Consider the following 19,628-nt stretch of genomic DNA (forward strand, 5'->3'; position numbering starts at 1 on the left):
CAATCGTTGATGGAAGTTCACTTTATATAATTGGAAGGAATGCTCATCAATGTCTAGAAAGTCCTTTGTTTTATTAGCTTGTATTATGTTTTTATCGATGACAGGTTATGGGGTGGTTTTGCCTGCTTTGCCGTATTTAGCAAGAAGTATTGGACTGAGCTCCTTTCAAATGGGGAGTTTAATTACAGGTTGGGCATTTGCTCAATTTTTAATTGTGCCTTTTTGGGGGAGAATGATTGACCGTATTGGAAGGAAACCTGTTTTATTATTCGGACTATTTGGTTTTGGTCTGGCCTTTCTCCTGTTAATTTTTGCAAAAAGCTACTTGCATCTTCTTATTATTCGGATTATTGGAGCAATTTTATCCTCAGGTACTCAACCAGCAGCGTATGCGATCGTTATTGACTCCTTCGATAAGAAGGAAAGAAGCGCCGCCTTAGCAAAAATGGCTGCTGCCAATGCTCTTGGATTTCTTTGTGGTCCTGTTGTAGGTGCTGTTTTTTCCCCTTTTGGAATAGAAGTTCCCTTTATCGTCGCAGGCATGTTTAGCCTTCTAGCCGTCCCTTTAGCCTGGATCTATTTAAAGGAACCCGTTCAGAAAAATCAACCCAAAAAAACGCCATCCTTTTTTAGTTCTTTAAAAATCGTAAGCAAGTCTGGCTATCGAGAGCTGTTAATCATTACTTTTGGTTTAGCAATCGCTGCCTCCAGTTTATTTTCCATGCTTGGATACTACATGATGGAGAATTTCGGTTCAAAAGCAAGCCAAACCGGCTTAGCCTTTAGTATCCAATCAATGGCTGCTGTCGTGATTCAATTATTTATCATGAAGCATATTTATGAAAAATATAAAGAAGAAGGAATTGCAAAAACGGGTCTGCTTATTGAAGCAGCAGGCTATTCATGTGTTGGAATGGCTTTTTCTTTATGGATGATTTTTTTAGGCTGTATATTGGTCGGAATGGGCCAAGCCTTGTCTAGACCTTCTCTTCTTACCTTATTAGCTAAAAAAGATTCAATCGGACAAGGTTTGGTAATGGGATTTCAACAGTCCATGGATAGCTTGGGCCGAAGTATTGGACCGCTCCTTGCAGGCTGGATATTTTTATTTAATAGCTCGGGTCCATTTATAATTGCATTATGTATAACGCTCGTATTATTTTTCTTTTTCACAGTGGGCGTGCAGAAAAACGCAATGGAGATTGGAATGGTTGGCAGGCTAAAGAAAAGAGTTATGCAAAAGTAACATAAGATACGTTTGAATACGTAAAAAATGAATGCTAACAATAAAAACCCCATTTTCTTTTCATTCCTCGATAAAAGAAAATGGGTTTTTATATCTGACTAAGACCATTCAAGTATTTTTTTGTACCAAGTTTTATGCGAATCGTGTTTACGGTTCTTCTGGCTCTTTTCTTTTGGAGGTTGCTTTTCATGGAAAAGGTGCTCCGTACAGTATTCAGTTGGCTCTGTACCTGAAGCGAAATAGGTAAGTCGTGAAACAGGACAGTTTTTCGTAGCAATTTTTCCATTGGCTGGATTTATTTTTACCCCTACAACTCCCTTTGGAGCTTTAAATTTTTTTTTCGGCTCTTTTTTTAGGGCGTCTTCCATAAAGTGAATCCATATGTTTTTCGCATAGCTTTTTTCAGCTACGAGATCAATCGGCTTTCCTTGATCAAAGCCAGTCCAAACAGATGTAACGAGCTGAGGGGTGAATCCAATCATCCAGCTATCAGATTCAGTCGTTCCTGATTTCCCAGCATAGGCTCTCGACATTTGATTCATAAGAGTGCTTCCCGTTACACTTGTGTACCCGTTTAACTTTTTATCAAACATCCCGGTCATCATTTGTGTCATTACAAAAGCAAGATTTGGTTTTAAAACTTCTTCATCTTCCGATTGTTGCTCGTAAATGACTTCACCTTTGCTATTTTCCACTCGTTTAATAAGAACAGGTGAAACTTTTTTCCCTCCATTAGCAAACATACTATAGGCATTAGCCATTTCAATAACTCTTACTCCTGATGTTCCTAACGCAAGAGATGGAACCTGAGCCATTTTGGTTGTAATACCAAACCGTTTAATCGAATTGACAAGCGTTTCTTCTCCTAAAAATAAATGTGTTTTCACCGCATAAATATTATCGGAAAGAGCGAGCGCTTGAGCCATCGTTATTTCTCCATTCGCATAATGATTATTAAAGTTATGCGGAGTATAATTTGCATGGCCGTCATCAAAACGAAAAGTTGTAAGCTCGCTTCTCATTAAGGTGGCAGGCGTGAAGCCTTGCTCTAAGGCAGCATAATAAAGCAATGGCTTAATAGTGGAGCCTGGCTGGCGAACAGCTTGCACGGCTCGGTTAAAGGAGCTTTCTTCGTAATTGGTGCCTCCAATCATGGCCTTCACTTCACCATTTTTAGGATTCATGGAAACAAGTCCAACCTGTATATCTGAATCCTTTGAAACGGTATTGGCAACGGTTTTTTCTGCAATTTTCTGTTGGGGTATGTTTAAGGTCGTATAGACCTTTAGACCGCCTAAAGTAATTAAACGTTCATCAAGACCGAGCTTCGTTTTCAAAGTATACTTTACGGCATCTTGAAAGTAAGGAGCAATCTCGACTCTTGCATGTGGATATTTTCCAATAAAAATAAGCTTTTCGTTTAAGGCTTTCTTTGCATCTGCTTTTGTAATGTAGCCATCCTTTTGCATTGAGTTTAAGATAATGCTCTGTCTTATTTTTGCTTTTTCAAGAGATTGAAGAGGAGAATAAATGTTTGGCCCTTTTGGAATTCCTGCAAGCATGGATGCTTCGGCAAGTGATAGCTCCGTTGCGTCCTTGCCAAAATAATATTGGCTTGCGGCTTGTACTCCATAAGCACCATTTCCATAATAAATGGTATTTAGATAACCTTCTAATATCTCTCTTTTTGAGTAATTCATTTCTAGGCGCAACGTGTAATAGGCTTCTAACAGCTTTCGCTTCCACGTTTTTTCATGCTCAAGAAATACGTTCCTTGCAAATTGCTGGCTGATCGTACTAGCCCCTTGTACCTTTGCCATTGCTTTAATATCTGCTATAACAGCTCCTGCAATTCTTTTATAATCAAATCCATGATGCTCATAGAAGCTTTTATCTTCAATCGAAATCGTAGCATCAATAATCGAAGGACTCATTTTCTCAAGCGACATCCAGTATCGTTTTTCACCAGTATGACTTTCTCCGATTATGGTCCCATCATCAGAGTAGAAAAGGGTTGATTGTGGGACTGCTAAAGGAGGAGGTCCTTGAACTTTGGCATAGATGAGAACGCTGATAAATAGTATGAGCACGAGGGACATACCTATTAAACTCACGAATAGGAAGGCCCGTACATATTTTATTGCGTTTTTAAATCTCGGATCGGTCATTAATTCCACAAAGTTCCCCTCCCATGTCCAAAAGTATAATTTCAGTATTGGAAAAACGAGAGGGTTTTAAACAGTGATAATTGATTTTAAAGAAATTTTTCTTGGTTTTTTGCTAGATTCATCTAGACTTTGTTCGTGTTTACATTTAATATTTTGGGTACGATAAAAGAGTAGTTTTATTCTGCATAAACAGCAGCTTATACAGCACTGATTTTATAAGAGAAATAAGAAAGTTCTATTATTATAATGACAGTTCCTCACTATTTATAGAGGATTATGGAATGATAAACAAGGAGGAATGCATATTGAGTATTTGGTTTACAGAAAAGCAAACTGAAAACTTTGGGATTACAATGAAAATTAAGCGAACTTTACATACGGAAAAAACAGAATTTCAAAAGCTTGATATGGTAGAAACAGAAGAATGGGGGAATATGCTTTTACTAGATGATATGGTAATGACTTCTGTAAAAGATGAATTCGTTTACCATGAAATGGTTGCTCACGTGCCTTTATTTACCCACCCTAATCCAGAAAATATATTAGTTGTGGGTGGTGGAGATGGTGGAGTTATTCGTGAAGTATTAAAGCATCCAAGTGTGAAGAAAGCGACGCTTGTTGATATTGATGGTAAAGTGATCGAGTATTCGAAAAAGTACTTGCCTGAAATTGCAGGGATGCTTGAGGATGAGCGTGTGGAAGTGAAAGTAGGCGATGGCTTTATGCACATTGCTGAAAGTGAAAATGAATATGATGTCATTATGGTTGACTCTACAGAGCCTGTAGGTCCAGCTGTTCATTTATTTACAAAAGGCTTTTATGCCGGAATATCAAAGGCATTGAAGGAAGATGGTCTTTTTGTTGCTCAATCTGATAATCCTTGGTTCAAAGCGGATTTAATTCGTCAGGTACAAAAGGATGTTAAGGGAATTTTCCCGATAACGAGATTATATACAGCAAACATTCCAACCTATCCAAGCGGCATGTGGGCTTTTACAATAGGTTCGAAAAAATATGACCCACTAGAGGTTAGTGAAGAACGATTCCACAATATCGAAACGAAATATTATACAAAAGAGCTTCACAATGCAGCTTTTGTGCTGCCGAAATTTGTAAAGGACTTAATTTAAAACGGAGACGGTCGTCTCCATTTTTTGTGGATGGCTGTTTTCTCAAAATTTGTTGATTTTGACATAAAAAACATTAGGAGAAACGTTTCGGAGCAGCCTGCATACACGTAGACTCCTGTGGGAATGCGAGAAAGGCGAGGCCTTGCAGGAGCGTATGCGACGAGGAGGCTTGACGCTCTCCCACGGAAAGCGAAGTGTATGCAGGCTGCGCGTTTAAAAGCAACAATCTATACGAAAACAGCCTTGTGGATTAAGAAAATACTCATCATCTTGCACTTCCCATATAAAGAATTTATACTTATAAAGTTATAAGAAGTAGTTATAAAAAGAAAAGCGTAAGCACCTGAAGCTAAACATCAGTATAACCTCAAAAAGTTTATACTTTTTTATTAATGAAAAAGGATGTGTGACGTTGTCGAATCGACGTGCGGAACAAATACCGGTGAAGGTCCATGTGAAGACGGATATCCAAAATGGATTAGAAAAAGAAACTTATGAATTTACCACATTCGGTCGATATTATCAAAAAGGAAGCGCTGTTTATCTTCAATATGATGAGGTTATGGAAGAGGGAGTTATTAAAACAACAGTGAAAATGTCGCAAGCAGAAGGGGTTATCATAAGAAACGGTGCTGTAAAAATGAAGCTTTCCTTTAAGCTTAATCAAAAACTTAATGGCATCTATGAATCTCCCTATGGAACTTTACAATTGAATACATTCACTAGAAAATTGCAATCCCAATTCCAAACTTCTACCAATATAGGATTAATGGAAATATTATACGAATTATACATGAATGGATCTCTATCGGGGATTTATCAGATGAAAATTACGTTTGAGGAGGAAAAGAATGAACATCGTTGAACAGGTTCAACAAAAGCTTAAATCAGAAATAAAAGACGCTGTGTTGAAAGCAAATCTTGTGACAGAAGAGCAATTGCCAGAAGTCATTTTAGAACTGCCAAAAGATAAAACACATGGCGATTATTCGACAAATATGGCTATGCAATTAACAAGACTAGCTAAAAAAGCCCCGAGGATTATTGCAGAGGAATTGATTGCAAATTTTGATCGGACAAAGGCTTCAATAGAAAAGGTTGAAATTGCTGGCCCAGGATTTATTAATTTTTATATGGATAACAGCTATTTAACGGAATTAATTCCTGCTATTCTAACAGCAGGAGATGCATATGGGGAAACAAAAGTTGGAAACAATGAAAAGCTGCAAGTGGAATTTGTATCTGCCAATCCAACTGGAGATCTTCATTTAGGACATGCTCGAGGGGCTGCCGTAGGTGACTCTCTTTGTAATATACTAGCTAAGGCTGGCTACGATGTATCACGTGAGTATTATATTAATGATGCGGGGAATCAAATCAATAATTTAGCTTTATCCGTAGAAGCTCGTTATTTTCAAGCATTAGGTTTGGACAAAGAGATGCCACAGGATGGCTATCATGGTGCAGATATTGTTGGAATTGGTAAAAAGCTTGCAGAAGAATATGGCGATCAATATGTTCAAAAGGATGAACAAGTTCGTTTTGACTTTTTCCGTGAATATGGCTTGAAATATGAAATGGCTAAACTAAAAAAGGATCTCGAGGATTTCCGTGTCTCCTTTGATGTATGGTATTCTGAAACGTCTCTTTATCATAATGGCAAAATTGAAACGGCCCTCGAAACGTTAAAAGAAAAAGGGCATATTTATGAAAAGGATGGGGCAACCTGGTTTCATTCAACTGAATTTGGCGATGATAAAGACCGTGTACTCAAAAAACAGGATGGATCCTTTACTTACTTAACACCAGATATCGCATATCACAAAGATAAGCTGGAACGAGGTTTTGAGAAGCTGATCAATATTTGGGGTGCAGACCATCATGGATATATTCCAAGAATGAAAGCTGCTATCCAAGCATTAGGCTATGATAAAGAAGCTCTTGAGGTTGAAATTATTCAACTCGTTCATCTTTATAAAAACGGAGAAAAGATGAAAATGAGCAAAAGGACAGGAAAAGCTGTGACGATGCGTGATCTTGTTGAAGAGGTAGGATTAGATGCAACTCGTTATTTCTTTGCAATGAGAAGCGGAGATACACATCTAGACTTTGATTTAGATTTAGCTGTTTCCCAATCTAATGAAAATCCAGTATTCTATGCACAATATGCACACGCACGTATCTCAAGTATTTTAAGACAAGGGGAAGAGCAAGGCTTTACCTTTGACCCAAATAGCAACTTTACGTTGATTCAATCTGAAAAAGAACTGGATTTATTGAAAAAGCTTGGCGAGTTCCCCCAAGCTGTTGCAGAAGCGGCTTTAAAAAGAATGCCGCATCGAATTACCAACTATATTTTTGATTTAGCTTCTACTTTCCACAGCTTTTATAATGCTGAAAAAGTACTTGATTTAGATAATGTTGAAAAAACGAAAGCACGACTTTGCTTAATTAAAGCAGTTCAAATAACGCTTAGAAATGCCCTTACACTAATTGGCGTTTCAGCTCCAGAAAAAATGTAGCATAACTGAAAGGTATCCATCATCGAAAGGATACCTTTTCCTATTATGCTCTTAAAGTTTAAGAAGTACTTCATTTTATTTAAATTAAACAAAAATTAAATGAAATCGCTTACTTTTCCATCTTCCATCCGCCTTCGCATCATTCTAACCTTATTTGGACGAACATATATTAGTTATGAGGACATGTCTTCTAAAAAATGAACTTGGAATTTACATGTATTGTGCTAAATCTTCACAATCAAATGATAAAGTGAAATCACAAAAAATGTATATTTCCCTCATTAGAATGACAGAGGATGTGAAAAGATTGAAAAGAATTTCTATTTTCATGGGTATAGTAGCAACATTGATTGTAACGATTTATTTATACAAGAATCAGCTCGGAGCAGTACCTTTTTTGATCCTTTCTTTATATTTTTTTATTTTGGGAATTAAAACCATCTTCTTATCTAATAAAGGATGAAATGAAAAATGTACAAAACGTTCTAAAAGATGAATAAAAGTAGATGAATCAACAGATTGAACTAGCATAAACACCTAGAATTTGTTTATAATGAAGAATATGTGTTTACAGGAAGATGTTATTGGATTTATTCACTCCGATGGGAGTGTTACATAGAGAAGGGAAGTGCGAGAATTGAGTTTAGAACAATACTCACAAACAGAATTGCAGGAAATGTCTTTAATTGAATTAGCATTTGAATTACTAGAAAGCAAAAAGCAGGGGATTCCTTTTAAAGAAATATTAGATGAATTGACAAAAATTCTTGGTCTTTCTGAGGAAGAAGTTCGTGCTAAAATATCACAATTTTATACTGATCTAAACTTGGATGGGCGTTTTCTTGCTTTAGGTGAAAACACTTGGGGTTTACGTGTATGGTATCCAATTGATCAGATTGAAGAAGAGGTCGTTGCTATCTCTAAACCTAAGAGGAAAAAAGGCAAGAAGAAAGATCTTGAAGAAGAAGACTATGATCTTGAAGAAGACTTTGATGACCTTGACGAATTTGACGATAACGAGGATGAAGAAGATCTTGAGGATGAAAGCGATATAGAAGTGGATGATGTCTTAGAAGACGATTTAGATGATACAGATGATGAAATCGAAGAAGATGTGATTGATGAAGAATTTGAAATCGATGAGGAAGACGATCTAGATGAAGAAGAGGATTTTGACGAATTAAACGATGATGAAGAGAAGGATCAATAATCATCTTGACTTTTATAGCTCGTACTTGTAAAATCATTTTTGGGCTCCTAAAAAGGAACGATTCATGAACGCTAACAGCGCTCCCTTACTTTTAAGTAAGTGGGAGCGTTTTTTATTTTTTTGAAAGGAAGCTTAAAAAATGGTCGGTGGATCCGCTTTTCTACCAGCATTGTTCCTTATCATAAAAAGCAAGCAACATTTAATAAGACTAAAAAATTGCCTCGAATAGTTAACCTATTTGATCTATCATTTAGGTCTGTTAAGGCATTTTAGTTTTTTAAAATACAAATGATCGTTTCAATCCCCTCAAAAAAATAAACTTATTTTAAGTCTTAAATAAAGGCAAATATGCACAAACTGTTGATAAGGGGGAACATTAGAATGACAAAATATATTTTTGTAACTGGTGGTGTTGTATCATCACTAGGAAAAGGAATTACAGCAGCATCATTAGGTCGCTTACTTAAAAATCGCGGTGTAAGTGTAACGATTCAAAAATTTGATCCATACATTAACTTAGATCCAGGAACAATGAGTCCGTATCAGCATGGAGAAGTATTTGTAACTGATGATGGGGCTGAAACAGATTTAGACTTAGGTCACTATGAACGCTTTATTGATATTAACCTATCAAAATATAGCAATGTTACGACTGGGAAAATTTACTCTACTGTATTAAAGAAAGAACGCCGTGGAGATTATCTAGGTGGTACCGTTCAGGTTATTCCGCATATTACAAACGAAATTAAAGACAGAGTTTTTCGCGCTGGAAAAGAAACGAATGCAGATGTGGTTATAACAGAGATTGGAGGAACGGTAGGAGATATTGAATCATTGCCATTCCTAGAAGCTATTCGTCAAATTAAAAGCGATATTGGCCGTGAAAATGTTATGTACATTCATTGTACACTTGTGCCTTATATTAAAGCAGCAGGTGAAATGAAAACAAAGCCGACTCAGCATAGTGTTAAAGAACTTCGCAGTTTAGGAATTCAGCCAAATGTCATTGTAGTCCGTACTGAAATGCCAATCTCTCAAGATATGAAGGATAAAATTGCTCTTTTCTGTGATATTGATACAAAAGCAGTCATAGAGTGTCGAGACGCGGATACTTTATACTCTATTCCGATCGCTTTACAGGAACAAGGCCTAGATCAAATCACATGTGAGCATTTAAAGCTTAATTGTCGTGAAGCAGATATGACAGAATGGTACCAATTACTTGACAAGGTATGTCATTTATCTAAGAAAACAAAAATTGCACTTGTTGGTAAGTATGTTGAGCTGCAAGATGCCTACATTTCAGTTGTAGAATCATTAAAGCATGCAGGTTATTATTTTGATGCGGACGTTGAAGTAAAATGGATTAATTCAGAAAATGTATCAAAGGAAAATGTTGCTGAATTATTAGGAGATGTAGATGGAATTCTTGTTCCAGGCGGATTTGGAGATCGTGGAATTGAAGGGAAAATTCAAGCGATACAATATGCGCGTGAAGAGAAAAAGCCTTTCTTTGGAATATGCCTAGGCATGCAGCTTGCTTCTGTAGAATTCGCAAGAAATGTTCTTAATTGGAAAGATGCGCATTCTTCCGAATTTAATTCAGAAACGACTTATCCAATTATTGATTTGCTTCCAGAACAAAAGGATATTGAAGATTTGGGCGGTACATTGCGCTTAGGTCTATTTCCATGTAAGTTGAAAGAAGATACGAAAACGTTTGATGCATATAAAGATGAAGTGGTTTATGAGCGTCATCGTCATCGTTATGAATTTAATAATGAATATCGACAACAAATGGAAAATGAAGGATTTATCTTCTCAGGTACAAGTCCAGATGGCCGTCTTGTTGAAATAATTGAACTTAAGGACCATCCTTGGTTTGTCGCTTGTCAGTTCCATCCTGAGTTTATTTCAAGACCGACAAGACCTCAACCATTGTTCCGTGAATTTGTTGGAGCTTCAATCGAACTAAGTGAAAAATAATTTTTAAAAAAAGATTCGGCCATTTAAGCCGAATCTTTTTTTAAAAGGTAAGTAAGTTTCTTAAAGGTAGACTGGTTTCTAGCTTCAGCGCCTATCGACTATCAAACTTCAGGCCTTCTCCCTACGATAAGTCAACATCGATTCGCTGTCGCTCATCGTGTATCCTTTATCACGTTTTAACGGTCAGTAAGATATGACCTAAAAAATGTACAGTGGATAAAAAACTGCCCGTAAAAACCTGATCGGCTCAGGCTAACCATCAGGGAAGAACACCCTGATGGAAGGTTCACCTTATCTCAGTCGAAGCCCCTCTAGTTTGTACGTCGATGATCAAGGCGCTTCCGCTTTTCTAATATTCTTCTAAAATTTCTTCCATTGTGAATCGAAGGCCATAGTAGGCAAATAATGCTGCTAAGGAAGCGGGATACCCGAATCGATTTCCTTCTTCATCTGGTAATAGTCCTTTTGTTAAGCCTAATTCAATATGAACATCAGCAAGTTTAGATAAATCTTCTACATCGGAATCAAGTGTCGTTGAAATCCCGACAAATGGAATGTTATGCTTACATAATTTTTTCGCGAGCTCAACAACTTCTGTATCTGTGGAATATCGTGAAAGGAGAAGAAATCGATCTCCTTCGGTTATTTCATCAAAATGGAGCTCTTCGTTCCATTCCTTCGCATGTTTGAGAGGCTCCAAGCTATGTAATGCTTCACTAATTACCCCATACGTTTCCTTTGAAGCAAATAAATAGATTGTACTAGAACTAATAGAAGCTTGTGCCAAAAGCCGGGCGCCATCTTCAAAACCATACTCGTTTTTATTTAAAACCCTATTAAATAGTCCTGTTAATTGAGTTGAAAACATTTTTAACAATGAAGGCTTCCTCCTAAATTAAATAGATTTCCTTTTTAGTATATCGATTTGATCAGAAATGGTAAAATTGTCGAATCGTATTTTTAAAAAAAAGAAGGAATTTTACTAAGTAAAATAGAAAGCATTATTTAGGAAAATATTTGCATATATTTCCTCTGATAGACATACAAAAAAGTCCAAGTGACATAATGAATAAAAGGAGTGTTTTATGTGCAAGGGAAAATATTAATTGTTGATGATCAATTCGGAATCAGAATACTATTAAATGAAGTTCTTCAAAAAGAAGGGTATGAAACATTTCAGGCTGCCAATGGTTTACAAGCTCTACAAATTGTAGAAGAGCACTCTCCGGATCTTATGCTCCTTGATATGAAAATCCCAGGAATGGATGGAATTGAAATTTTAAAGCGAATGAAAGTAAAAGATAAAAACCTTCAGGTGATCATTATGACCGCATATGGGGAGTTAGATATGATTCAGGAGGCTAAGAATTTAGGAGCCATCACACATTTTGCGAAGCCATTTGATATCGATGAGATAAGGGCAGCTGTTAGAAAATATATAACTGCAGCAAATTCACTCTAAGCTGCAGTTTTTGTCCTGGAATGACAACGCTTTCTTTATAGCCAAATTATGAAAGTTTATAAAATCTTGTCTGAACAATGGCAATTCTCTTCTCATTTTGGTATGATACAAGTGAATTCAAAAGAGGGTTGTTTTCGTGGATTGGGGAGATATAGGTACATAATCATACCTGTTAGAGGGAATTTTAATAGAGAACCTTGAGAAATGAAAGCGATTCTTGCATAAGGAGGAAGAAAAATGCCATTAGTTTCTATGACTGAGATGCTTAAAAAAGCAAAATCAGAAGGCTACGCAGTTGGTCAATTTAATTTAAATAATCTTGAGTTTACTCAAGCAATTCTTCAAGCTGCACAAGAAGAAAATTCACCAGTAATTCTTGGTGTTTCTGAAGGTGCTGCACGTTACATGGGTGGCTTCACAACAGTAGTAAAAATGGTAGAAGGATTACTAGTTGATTACAAAGTAACTGTTCCAGTTGCTATTCATTTAGACCATGGTTCTAGTTTTGATAAATGTAAAGAAGCAATTGATGCTGGTTTCACTTCTGTAATGATCGACGCTTCTCACCATCCTTTCGAAGAGAACGTAGAAACTACTTCTAAAGTAGTTGAGTATGCACATTCAAAAGGTGTTTCAGTTGAAGCAGAACTTGGAACTGTTGGTGGACAAGAAGATGATGTTGTTGCTGAAGGCGTTATCTATGCAGATCCTGAAGAGTGTAAAGCTCTAGTAGAACGTACTAATATTGACTGTTTAGCTCCAGCGTTAGGTTCTGTTCATGGACCTTACAAAGGTGAGCCGAACTTAGGTTTTAAAGAAATGGAAGAAATTGGTGCTGCAACTGGCCTTCCATTAGTTCTTCATGGAGGAACTGGAATCCCTACAAAAGATATTCAAAAATCTGTTTCTTTAGGTACAGCGAAAATCAACGTAAACACTGAAAACCAAATTGCATCTGCAAAAACGGTTCGTGAAGTGTTAGCTGCAAAACCTGAAGAGTACGATCCACGTAAATACTTAGGACCAGCTCGTGATGCGATTAAAGCTACTGTAATCGGCAAAATTCGTGAATTCGGTTCTAACGGCAAAGCTTAAGTTTTTAAGTAATCTATAAAAAGAAAAGGAAACCGTCTTAATATATAAGGCGGTTTCCATTCATTTTAAGGGAATGAAAAATTCGTCGAAAATTCTGTTGAAACAATATCCTCCATATTAAAGTACCGTAATTGTTCTTAATGGTAAAAAATACGGTAAAACCATCAGTATCAAACGCTTTTCTCACTAAGTATCTGTCATATTTTAAAAATTTGTTCTTTCTAATTCTTAATAAAACCAATATTGCAGGTTTTGGAATAATAGGAAAACAAAAATATTCTACTTTTTTGCATTTTTTTTCTTTTCCATACATGAAGTTTAGATTTTTGTGTAAACTATATTATGAAGATATTGTCGGAATCCATCGTCATTTGGTGGTAAACATCCCCAGTTTTATGTTAAATATATTTACAGAGCGATTTTTTCTGACATTAAAATAAAGATTAAGCCCTATCCTGATTCTTATCTTTGCAATGATATATCCTCTTTGCACTTGATACTTCGGCGGCTAAGAAGGGAGTTAGTAATGGAAAAAATTATGATTGCAGGTGGCTATCCACTAAAGGGAACTGTTCGTATAAGTGGTGCAAAAAATAGTGCAGTTGCCTTGATTCCAGCAACCATTTTGGCCGATTCCCCTGTCACAATTGAAGGTTTGCCAGATATCTCGGATGTTGAAATTTTAAAAGATTTGCTTGAAGAAATTGGAGGATCCGTTCATTTCTCAAACCATGATATGACAGTTGATCCATCATCCATGATTTCTATGCCTATGCCAAATGGGAAAGTGAAGAAATTAAGAGCATCCTATTATTTAATGGGAGCTATGCTTGGGCGCTTTAAAAAAGCTGTGATTGGATTACCTGGTGGTTGTCATTTGGGTCCTCGTCCAATAGACCAACATATTAAAGGTTTTGAAGCACTAGGCGCACGAGTCTCAAATGAGCAAGGTGCGATCTATTTAAGAGCAGATGAGTTAAGAGGAGCCCGTATTTATTTAGACGTTGTAAGTGTAGGTGCTACCATTAATATTATGCTTGCGGCCGTAAGAGCAAAGGGTAGAACCGTCATTGAAAATGCAGCGAAAGAACCAGAAATTATTGATGTGGCCACGTTGCTTACTAATATGGGAGCCAAAATAAAAGGTGCAGGTACAGATGTGATTCGTATTGATGGCGTAGATCAGCTTCATGGCTGCCGACATACGATTATTCCAGATCGAATTGAAGCAGGTACGTATATGATTCTTAGTGCAGCAATAGGAGACGGGGTACTCATTGATAATGTTATTCCTCAGCATCTTGAATCTTTAACGGCTAAGCTTCGTGAGATGGGAATTCAAGTGGAAACAAGTGATGATCAAATATTTATTGCGTCTAATCCCGTTATGAAATCTGTCGATATTAAGACACTCGTTTATCCCGGCTTTCCAACAGATCTCCAACAGCCTTTTACCTCTCTTTTAACAAAGGCAGCTGGGACAAGCATGGTCACAGATACCATATACGGAGCGCGATTTAAACATATAGATGAATTACGAAGAATGAATGCTAATATTAAAGTTGAAGGGAGGTCGGCGATTGTTAATGGTCCAGTTAAACTGCAAGGAGCTAAAGTGAAAGCAAGTGATCTAAGAGCTGGTGCAGCACTTGTCATTGCAGGTTTGATGGCCGAAGGGATTACTGAAATAACAGGTCTCGAGCACATTGATAGAGGCTACAGCCATCTAGTTGAAAAATTAACTGGCTTGGGGGCAACCGTTTGGCGAGAAGATTTATCAAGAGATGAATTAGAACAACTAAAAAACGCGTAAACAAATTCAGGTAATGAACAAAAGCGCAAGCGCCTTGATCATCGACGTACAAACTGGAGAGACTTCGACTGAGATAAGGTGAACCTTCCATCAGAGTGTTCTATCCTGATGGTTAGCCTGAGCCGATCAGGTTTTTACGGGCAGTTTTTTATCCACTGTACATTTTTTTAGGTCATATCTTACTGACCGTTAAAACGTGATAAAGGATACACGATGAGCGATAGCGAATCGATGTTGACTTATCGTAGGGAAAAGGACTGAAGTTTGATATGCGATAGGAGGTTCTTATGGTTCGACTCAATCGCTCGTTATGAGAGCAAAATCAGGAACTGTTCGATTTGTTGATGGGCGGCATGCCTGAAAAAGAAACCGAACCTTGTAATAAAGTAATAGATTTTTGTTGGAAACCCTTACATTATTCACTGAAATAAGATACAATTTATAGCAAGGAAAGAAAAGAGAAAACCATATAAAAATTTCTATTTGTTTTCAAAATCAATGAGGTAGACGATAGGTAAAGAAGATCGCTCAAACGAATGGGACAATCTCTTTATCTTTATCTGTTTTTTGGAAAGACTCTCTAAAAGTTTGATTAAGAGAGTCTTTCAATCAAACAGAGTATTTGGTAACGTATACAAAGCTGCTAAGTCTCCTCAGCATGGTTCCTTCCTTCATTTAACATTTGTCCATCTAAATGATAAGAAAAGTGCAAGATTCCTGTTTATCGGCGACAAGCAAAAGACGAACTAATAAGGAAGGTGTTCTTTACCTTTACTGCCAGTTTGGCTTTTGAACTCGAGTCGATGGCACCTGGAGCTGAACATCTAGAAAAAACTAGTTGATAAAGCTTAATAGATAGGAGTAAAATAGAAATTGTTTTTTGAAAAATAACCAACTTGTTTTACAGAAGAGTTTTTACAAAATATAGGGTGTCGTTTGTTTCATAAGAAAAGAAAGATAATTTTCTGGAATGTACTAGTGCCGATGAAGACATGAGGATGTGGCGCTCTACATTTGACAACGTCTAGTCCCTCAGGAATTGAAGGTAAAGAACCTTCTATTTCATGACAGGGTCGGACAAAGTGTTTATTTTTTCTTATAAGATAAAGGATGCTGTACACGATCTGTAAATCTGCCTGACATTACATAAAATGGCGAATAGACAATGCCTTCGTTTGTACAATCTCACTTTTAATTAACTCTGCCGTAAAATATTCTTTCTCTTCACTTCATGAAGCCTCAAAAACAAGATCATCTTTCCTAACGAGCAAAAACATTGCGAGTATTTGTATGTAAAGGAAATAACTGAAAAATAAAAAGAGTGGTGTAAAAATGGGATTAAATATTTCTAGTTTAGAAAATATGAAATTAAAAGAGCTTTATGAGCATGCTCGGGAGTATAAGGTTTCATACTATAGTAAATTAACGAAAAAAGAATTAATTTTTGCTATTTTAAAAGCTCGAGCAGAGTTAGAAGGATATTTCTTCATGGAAGGTGTCCTTGAAATAATTCAATCTGAAGGCTTTGGATTTTTAAGACCGATCAATTATTCTCCTAGCTCAGAAGATATATATATTTCAGCTTCACAAATTCGCCGTTTTGACCTTCGGAATGGGGATAAGGTTTCTGGTAAGGTTCGACCGCCAAAAGAAAATGAACGTTATTTTGGATTATTACAAGTGGAAGCGGTTAATGGGGAAGATCCAGAGACGGCAAAAGAAAGAGTTCATTTTCCAGCACTAACTCCTTTATATCCAAATCGTCAAATGAAGCTTGAAACGACTCCAAAGCATCTTTCCACTAGAATTATGGATGTACTAGCCCCAGTTGGATTTGGTCAGCGCGGACTAATTGTCGCACCTCCAAAGGCTGGTAAAACAATGTTATTAAAAGAAATTGCGAACAGTATCACAACGAATCATCCAGACGCTGAGCTTATTGTTTTATTAATTGACGAACGCCCTGAAGAAGTAACAGATATTGAACGCTCTGTTGCGGGTGATGTAGTCAGCTCAACCTTTGATGAAGTCCCGGAAAATCATATAAAAGTCGCAGAATTAGTTTTGGAAAGAGCGATGCGTTTAGTTGAGCATAAAAAAGACGTAATCATCTTAATGGATAGTATTACAAGGTTAGCTAGAGCGTATAACCTAGTGATTCCTCCAAGTGGAAGAACCTTATCTGGAGGGATTGATCCGGCAGCTTTCCATCGACCAAAGCGCTTCTTTGGAGCTGCTAGAAACATTGAAGAAGGCGGAAGCTTAACAATTTTAGCAACGGCTTTAGTTGATACGGGCTCTCGGATGGACGATGTAATTTATGAAGAATTTAAAGGAACTGGAAACATGGAGCTTCATCTTGATCGTACCCTTGCAGAAAGAAGAATTTTTCCAGCTATTGATATTCGCCGTTCTGGAACTCGAAAAGAAGAGCTTCTTATTCCGAAGGATCGCTTAGATAAATTATGGGCCATCCGGAAATCAATGTCAGATGCTCCCGATTTTGTTGAGAAATTTATGCGAAAGCTTAAACAAACGAAATCAAATGAAGAATTCTTTTCTCAACTAGGTGAAGAGATGAAAACAGCATTGGCAAGGAGCAAACGAGCAGAATAATAGATAATTAAGAAACATCTGTTGCAAAGCGAAGATGTCCTTGCTATAATGAGTACAGTGTGTTTTGAATAAAGCAGTGGAAACTGTTGCATCTTACTCTGTTTCGAATGATTCAGGGCGGAAGGAGCTGAAAAGAATGAAAGCAGGAATTCATCCTAACTATAAAGAAATTAAGGTGACTTGTGCTTGTGGTAATGAGTTTTTAACTGGATCTGTTAAAAATGAAATCCGTGTTGAAACTTGTTCTGAATGCCATCCATTCTATACTGGTCGTCAAAAATTCGCTGAAGCTGGCGGACGTGTTGACCGATTCAACAAAAAATACGGCCTTAAGTAATCATAAACGTTTAAAAACAGGCAAGATGCTTTTCAACTTGCCTGTTTTTTTATTTTATTTTAATAGATGAAAATGAAATTAATTGGAATATACTGTGTGAAAGGGGCGAAGTGTCATGTATGTGATGAAGCATCATGGATGGGTTGAGGTCATATGCGGAAGCATGTTCTCTGGTAAATCAGAGGAGCTCATTCGACGTGTACGCAGAACTCAATTTGCAAAGCAAGAAGTTGTTGTTTTTAAGCCTCAAATAGATAATCGATACAGTAAGGAAGAGGTTGTATCACATAACGGAGCCGCTGTCACCGCTTTGCCAATTACATGCTCAACGGATATTTTTAATCATATCAATCCTGATATAGAGGTCATTGCAATCGATGAGGTGCAATTTTTTGATAAAGAAATAGTCACCGTTATTCAGCACCTGGCTGATAGTGGATATCGAATTATTGCAGCTGGACTTGATCAAGATTTTCGAGGAGAACCGTTTGGTGAAATGCCTGCATTAATGGCGATTGCTGAATTAGTGACAAAGCTTCAAGCTGTTTGTTCTGTGTGCGGATCTCCAGCTAGTCGTACGCAACGATTGATAAATGGACAGCCTGCCTGCTACGATGATCCTATTATTTTAGTAGGAGCATCTGAAGCTTATGAGGCAAGATGTCGTCATCATCATGAGGTACCAAAATCCCCGAATCCAATAAGCGATGAACAAACATCCTCTAAAACTCTAGGATAAAGTCTATTGCTTGGCAATAGCGATAGGAAATACCTCATATTGAGGAGCTTTGACTGTAAGAATGGGCTATACTATAATGAAAATAATATAAGTAAAGGGGCTCTCCTTTTATAAAAAGAAACGACTTAGAAGCTAGCTTATTGTCTAGCTCTTTTTTAAGTAAAAGAAATTTAGTGCAGAAAAGCAGCGTTTTCGCTTTTCTTATGGAATGAAAATGAGGTGAAATAGTTATGTTTGATCGACTTCAAGCAGTTGAAGATCGTTATGAGCGGCTGAATGAGCTGTTAAGCGATCCTGATATTGTAAATGATCCAAAGAAATTACGTGAATTTTCGAAGGAGCAATCTGACATACAAGAAACGGTTGAAGCCTTTCGAGAATATAAAGAGGTTCGCGAACAATTTCAAGATGCAAAAGTGATGCTTGAGGATAAGCTTGATACGGAAATGCGTGAGATGGTGAAGGAAGAACTATCAGAGCTATCTGGACGTATGGAAGAGCTAGAAGGCCGCCTGAAAATATTATTAATACCGAAGGACCCTAATGACGACAAAAACGTAATAATGGAAATTCGTGGTGCGGCTGGTGGAGATGAGGCAGCTTTATTCGCAGGTGATCTTTATCGTATGTATAGTCGTTTTGCGGAAGCGCAGGGCTGGAAAACAGAGGTCATTGAAGCAAGCTCTACAGGCGTTGGTGGTTATAAAGAAATTATCTTTATGATCAACGGAAGCGGAGCATATTCAAAGATGAAATTTGAAAACGGTGCTCACCGTGTTCAGCGTGTTCCAGAGACAGAATCCGGCGGTCGTATTCACACATCAACAGCCACTGTAGCCTGCTTGCCAGAAGCAGAGGAAGTGGAGATTGAAATCCATGAGAAGGATATTCGTGTTGATACATTTGCATCAAGTGGTCCTGGTGGACAAAGTGTTAATACAACGATGTCTGCTGTTCGTTTAACGCATTTACCTACTGGAACAGTGGTTTCTTGCCAGGATGAAAAATCGCAAATTAAAAATAAGGAAAAAGCAATGAAGGTTCTACGTGCTCGCGTATATGACAAATTTCAGCAAGAAGCTCAAGCTGAGTATGATCAGCAGCGTAAATCAGCAGTCGGAACCGGTGATCGCTCGGAACGAATTCGTACGTATAACTTCCCGCAGAATCGTGTCACTGATCATCGTATTGGTTTGACCATTCAAAAGCTCGATCAAATTCTTCAAGGGAAATTAGATGAAGTGGTCGATGCCTTAATTATGGAAGAGCAATCTAGAAAGCTAGAAGCCGCTTCAAATGTGTAA

Annotated in this window: 16 protein-coding genes and 1 pseudogene; 15 read left to right on the forward strand and 2 right to left on the reverse strand. The window is 37.3% G+C overall.

Annotated features, from left to right (window positions below):
• The first annotated feature begins 49 nt into the window (after nt 1–49).
• Nucleotides 50–1,246, forward strand: a complete 1,197-nt coding sequence (locus FDO66_RS03135; RefSeq protein ID WP_141430943.1) for an MFS transporter — start codon at nt 50–52, stop codon at nt 1,244–1,246.
• Between the two features lie 98 nt (nt 1,247–1,344).
• Here FDO66_RS03135 and FDO66_RS03140 read toward each other — a convergent pair whose 3' ends face one another.
• Complete coding sequence (locus FDO66_RS03140; RefSeq protein ID WP_141430944.1) at nt 1,345–3,423, reverse strand: transglycosylase domain-containing protein; 2,079 nt, start codon at nt 3,421–3,423, stop codon at nt 1,345–1,347.
• A 296-nt stretch (nt 3,424–3,719) separates the two neighbouring features.
• On the opposite strand from FDO66_RS03140, the gene speE reads away from it, so the two are divergent.
• From speE to FDO66_RS03165, 6 genes are all read left to right on the forward strand, one after another.
• The gene (gene speE / locus FDO66_RS03145; protein WP_141430945.1) at nt 3,720–4,544 is read left to right on the forward strand and encodes a spermidine synthase; all 825 of its coding nucleotides are present in this window, start codon (nt 3,720–3,722) and stop codon (nt 4,542–4,544) included.
• Between the two features lie 412 nt (nt 4,545–4,956).
• Nucleotides 4,957–5,409: a YwiB family protein gene (locus FDO66_RS03150; protein ID WP_141430946.1), complete on the forward strand. Its 453-nt coding sequence runs from the start codon at nt 4,957–4,959 to the stop codon at nt 5,407–5,409.
• The gene (argS, locus tag FDO66_RS03155; protein ID WP_141430947.1) at nt 5,396–7,066 is read left to right on the forward strand and encodes an arginine--tRNA ligase; all 1,671 of its coding nucleotides are present in this window, start codon (nt 5,396–5,398) and stop codon (nt 7,064–7,066) included. The genes FDO66_RS03150 and argS overlap by 14 nt, the downstream gene beginning before the upstream one ends.
• 214 nt (nt 7,067–7,280) lie before the next feature.
• Complete coding sequence (locus FDO66_RS20700; RefSeq protein WP_181444444.1) at nt 7,281–7,529, forward strand: hypothetical protein; 249 nt, start codon at nt 7,281–7,283, stop codon at nt 7,527–7,529.
• Between the two features lie 165 nt (nt 7,530–7,694).
• A complete protein-coding gene (gene rpoE / locus FDO66_RS03160) occupies nt 7,695–8,276 on the forward strand; it encodes a DNA-directed RNA polymerase subunit delta (RefSeq protein WP_309475255.1) in 582 nt (193 codons plus the stop codon).
• Nucleotides 8,277–8,657: 381 nt separating this feature from the next.
• Nucleotides 8,658–10,262, forward strand: a complete 1,605-nt coding sequence (locus tag FDO66_RS03165) for a CTP synthase (protein ID WP_141430949.1) — start codon at nt 8,658–8,660, stop codon at nt 10,260–10,262.
• 349 nt (nt 10,263–10,611) lie between these two features.
• On the opposite strand, the gene FDO66_RS03170 is transcribed toward FDO66_RS03165, so the two are convergent.
• Nucleotides 10,612–11,130 (reverse strand): DUF2529 family protein, encoded by a 519-nt coding sequence (locus FDO66_RS03170; protein WP_309475257.1) that lies wholly within the window; start codon nt 11,128–11,130, stop codon nt 10,612–10,614.
• 219 nt (nt 11,131–11,349) lie between these two features.
• On the opposite strand from FDO66_RS03170, the gene FDO66_RS03175 reads away from it, so the two are divergent.
• From FDO66_RS03175 to prfA, 8 genes and pseudogenes are all read left to right on the forward strand, one after another.
• A complete protein-coding gene (locus tag FDO66_RS03175; RefSeq protein ID WP_141430951.1) occupies nt 11,350–11,724 on the forward strand; it encodes a response regulator in 375 nt (124 codons plus the stop codon).
• Nucleotides 11,725–11,961: 237 nt separating this feature from the next.
• Nucleotides 11,962–12,819: a class II fructose-bisphosphate aldolase gene (locus tag FDO66_RS03180; RefSeq protein WP_141430952.1), complete on the forward strand. Its 858-nt coding sequence runs from the start codon at nt 11,962–11,964 to the stop codon at nt 12,817–12,819.
• Nucleotides 12,820–13,345: 526 nt separating this feature from the next.
• Nucleotides 13,346–14,632: a UDP-N-acetylglucosamine 1-carboxyvinyltransferase gene (locus FDO66_RS03185; protein ID WP_141430953.1), complete on the forward strand. Its 1,287-nt coding sequence runs from the start codon at nt 13,346–13,348 to the stop codon at nt 14,630–14,632.
• Nucleotides 14,633–14,912: 280 nt separating this feature from the next.
• Nucleotides 14,913–15,022: pseudogene (glpX, locus tag FDO66_RS03190) on the forward strand (fructose-bisphosphatase class II); the annotation flags it as partial.
• 942 nt (nt 15,023–15,964) lie between these two features.
• A complete protein-coding gene (rho, locus tag FDO66_RS03195) occupies nt 15,965–17,248 on the forward strand; it encodes a transcription termination factor Rho (RefSeq protein ID WP_141430954.1) in 1,284 nt (427 codons plus the stop codon).
• 136 nt (nt 17,249–17,384) lie between these two features.
• On the forward strand, nt 17,385–17,585 hold the full coding sequence (gene rpmE / locus FDO66_RS03200; protein ID WP_141431158.1) for a 50S ribosomal protein L31: 201 nt from the start codon (nt 17,385–17,387) through the stop codon (nt 17,583–17,585).
• 115 nt (nt 17,586–17,700) lie between these two features.
• On the forward strand, nt 17,701–18,324 hold the full coding sequence (locus FDO66_RS03205; protein WP_141430955.1) for a thymidine kinase: 624 nt from the start codon (nt 17,701–17,703) through the stop codon (nt 18,322–18,324).
• A 230-nt stretch (nt 18,325–18,554) separates the two neighbouring features.
• Nucleotides 18,555–19,628, forward strand: a complete 1,074-nt coding sequence (gene prfA / locus FDO66_RS03210; protein WP_141430956.1) for a peptide chain release factor 1 — start codon at nt 18,555–18,557, stop codon at nt 19,626–19,628.

The sequence above is a fragment of the Bacillus sp. 03113 genome (assembly GCF_006546985.1).
Lineage (GTDB): Bacteria > Bacillota > Bacilli > Bacillales > Cytobacillaceae > VATK01.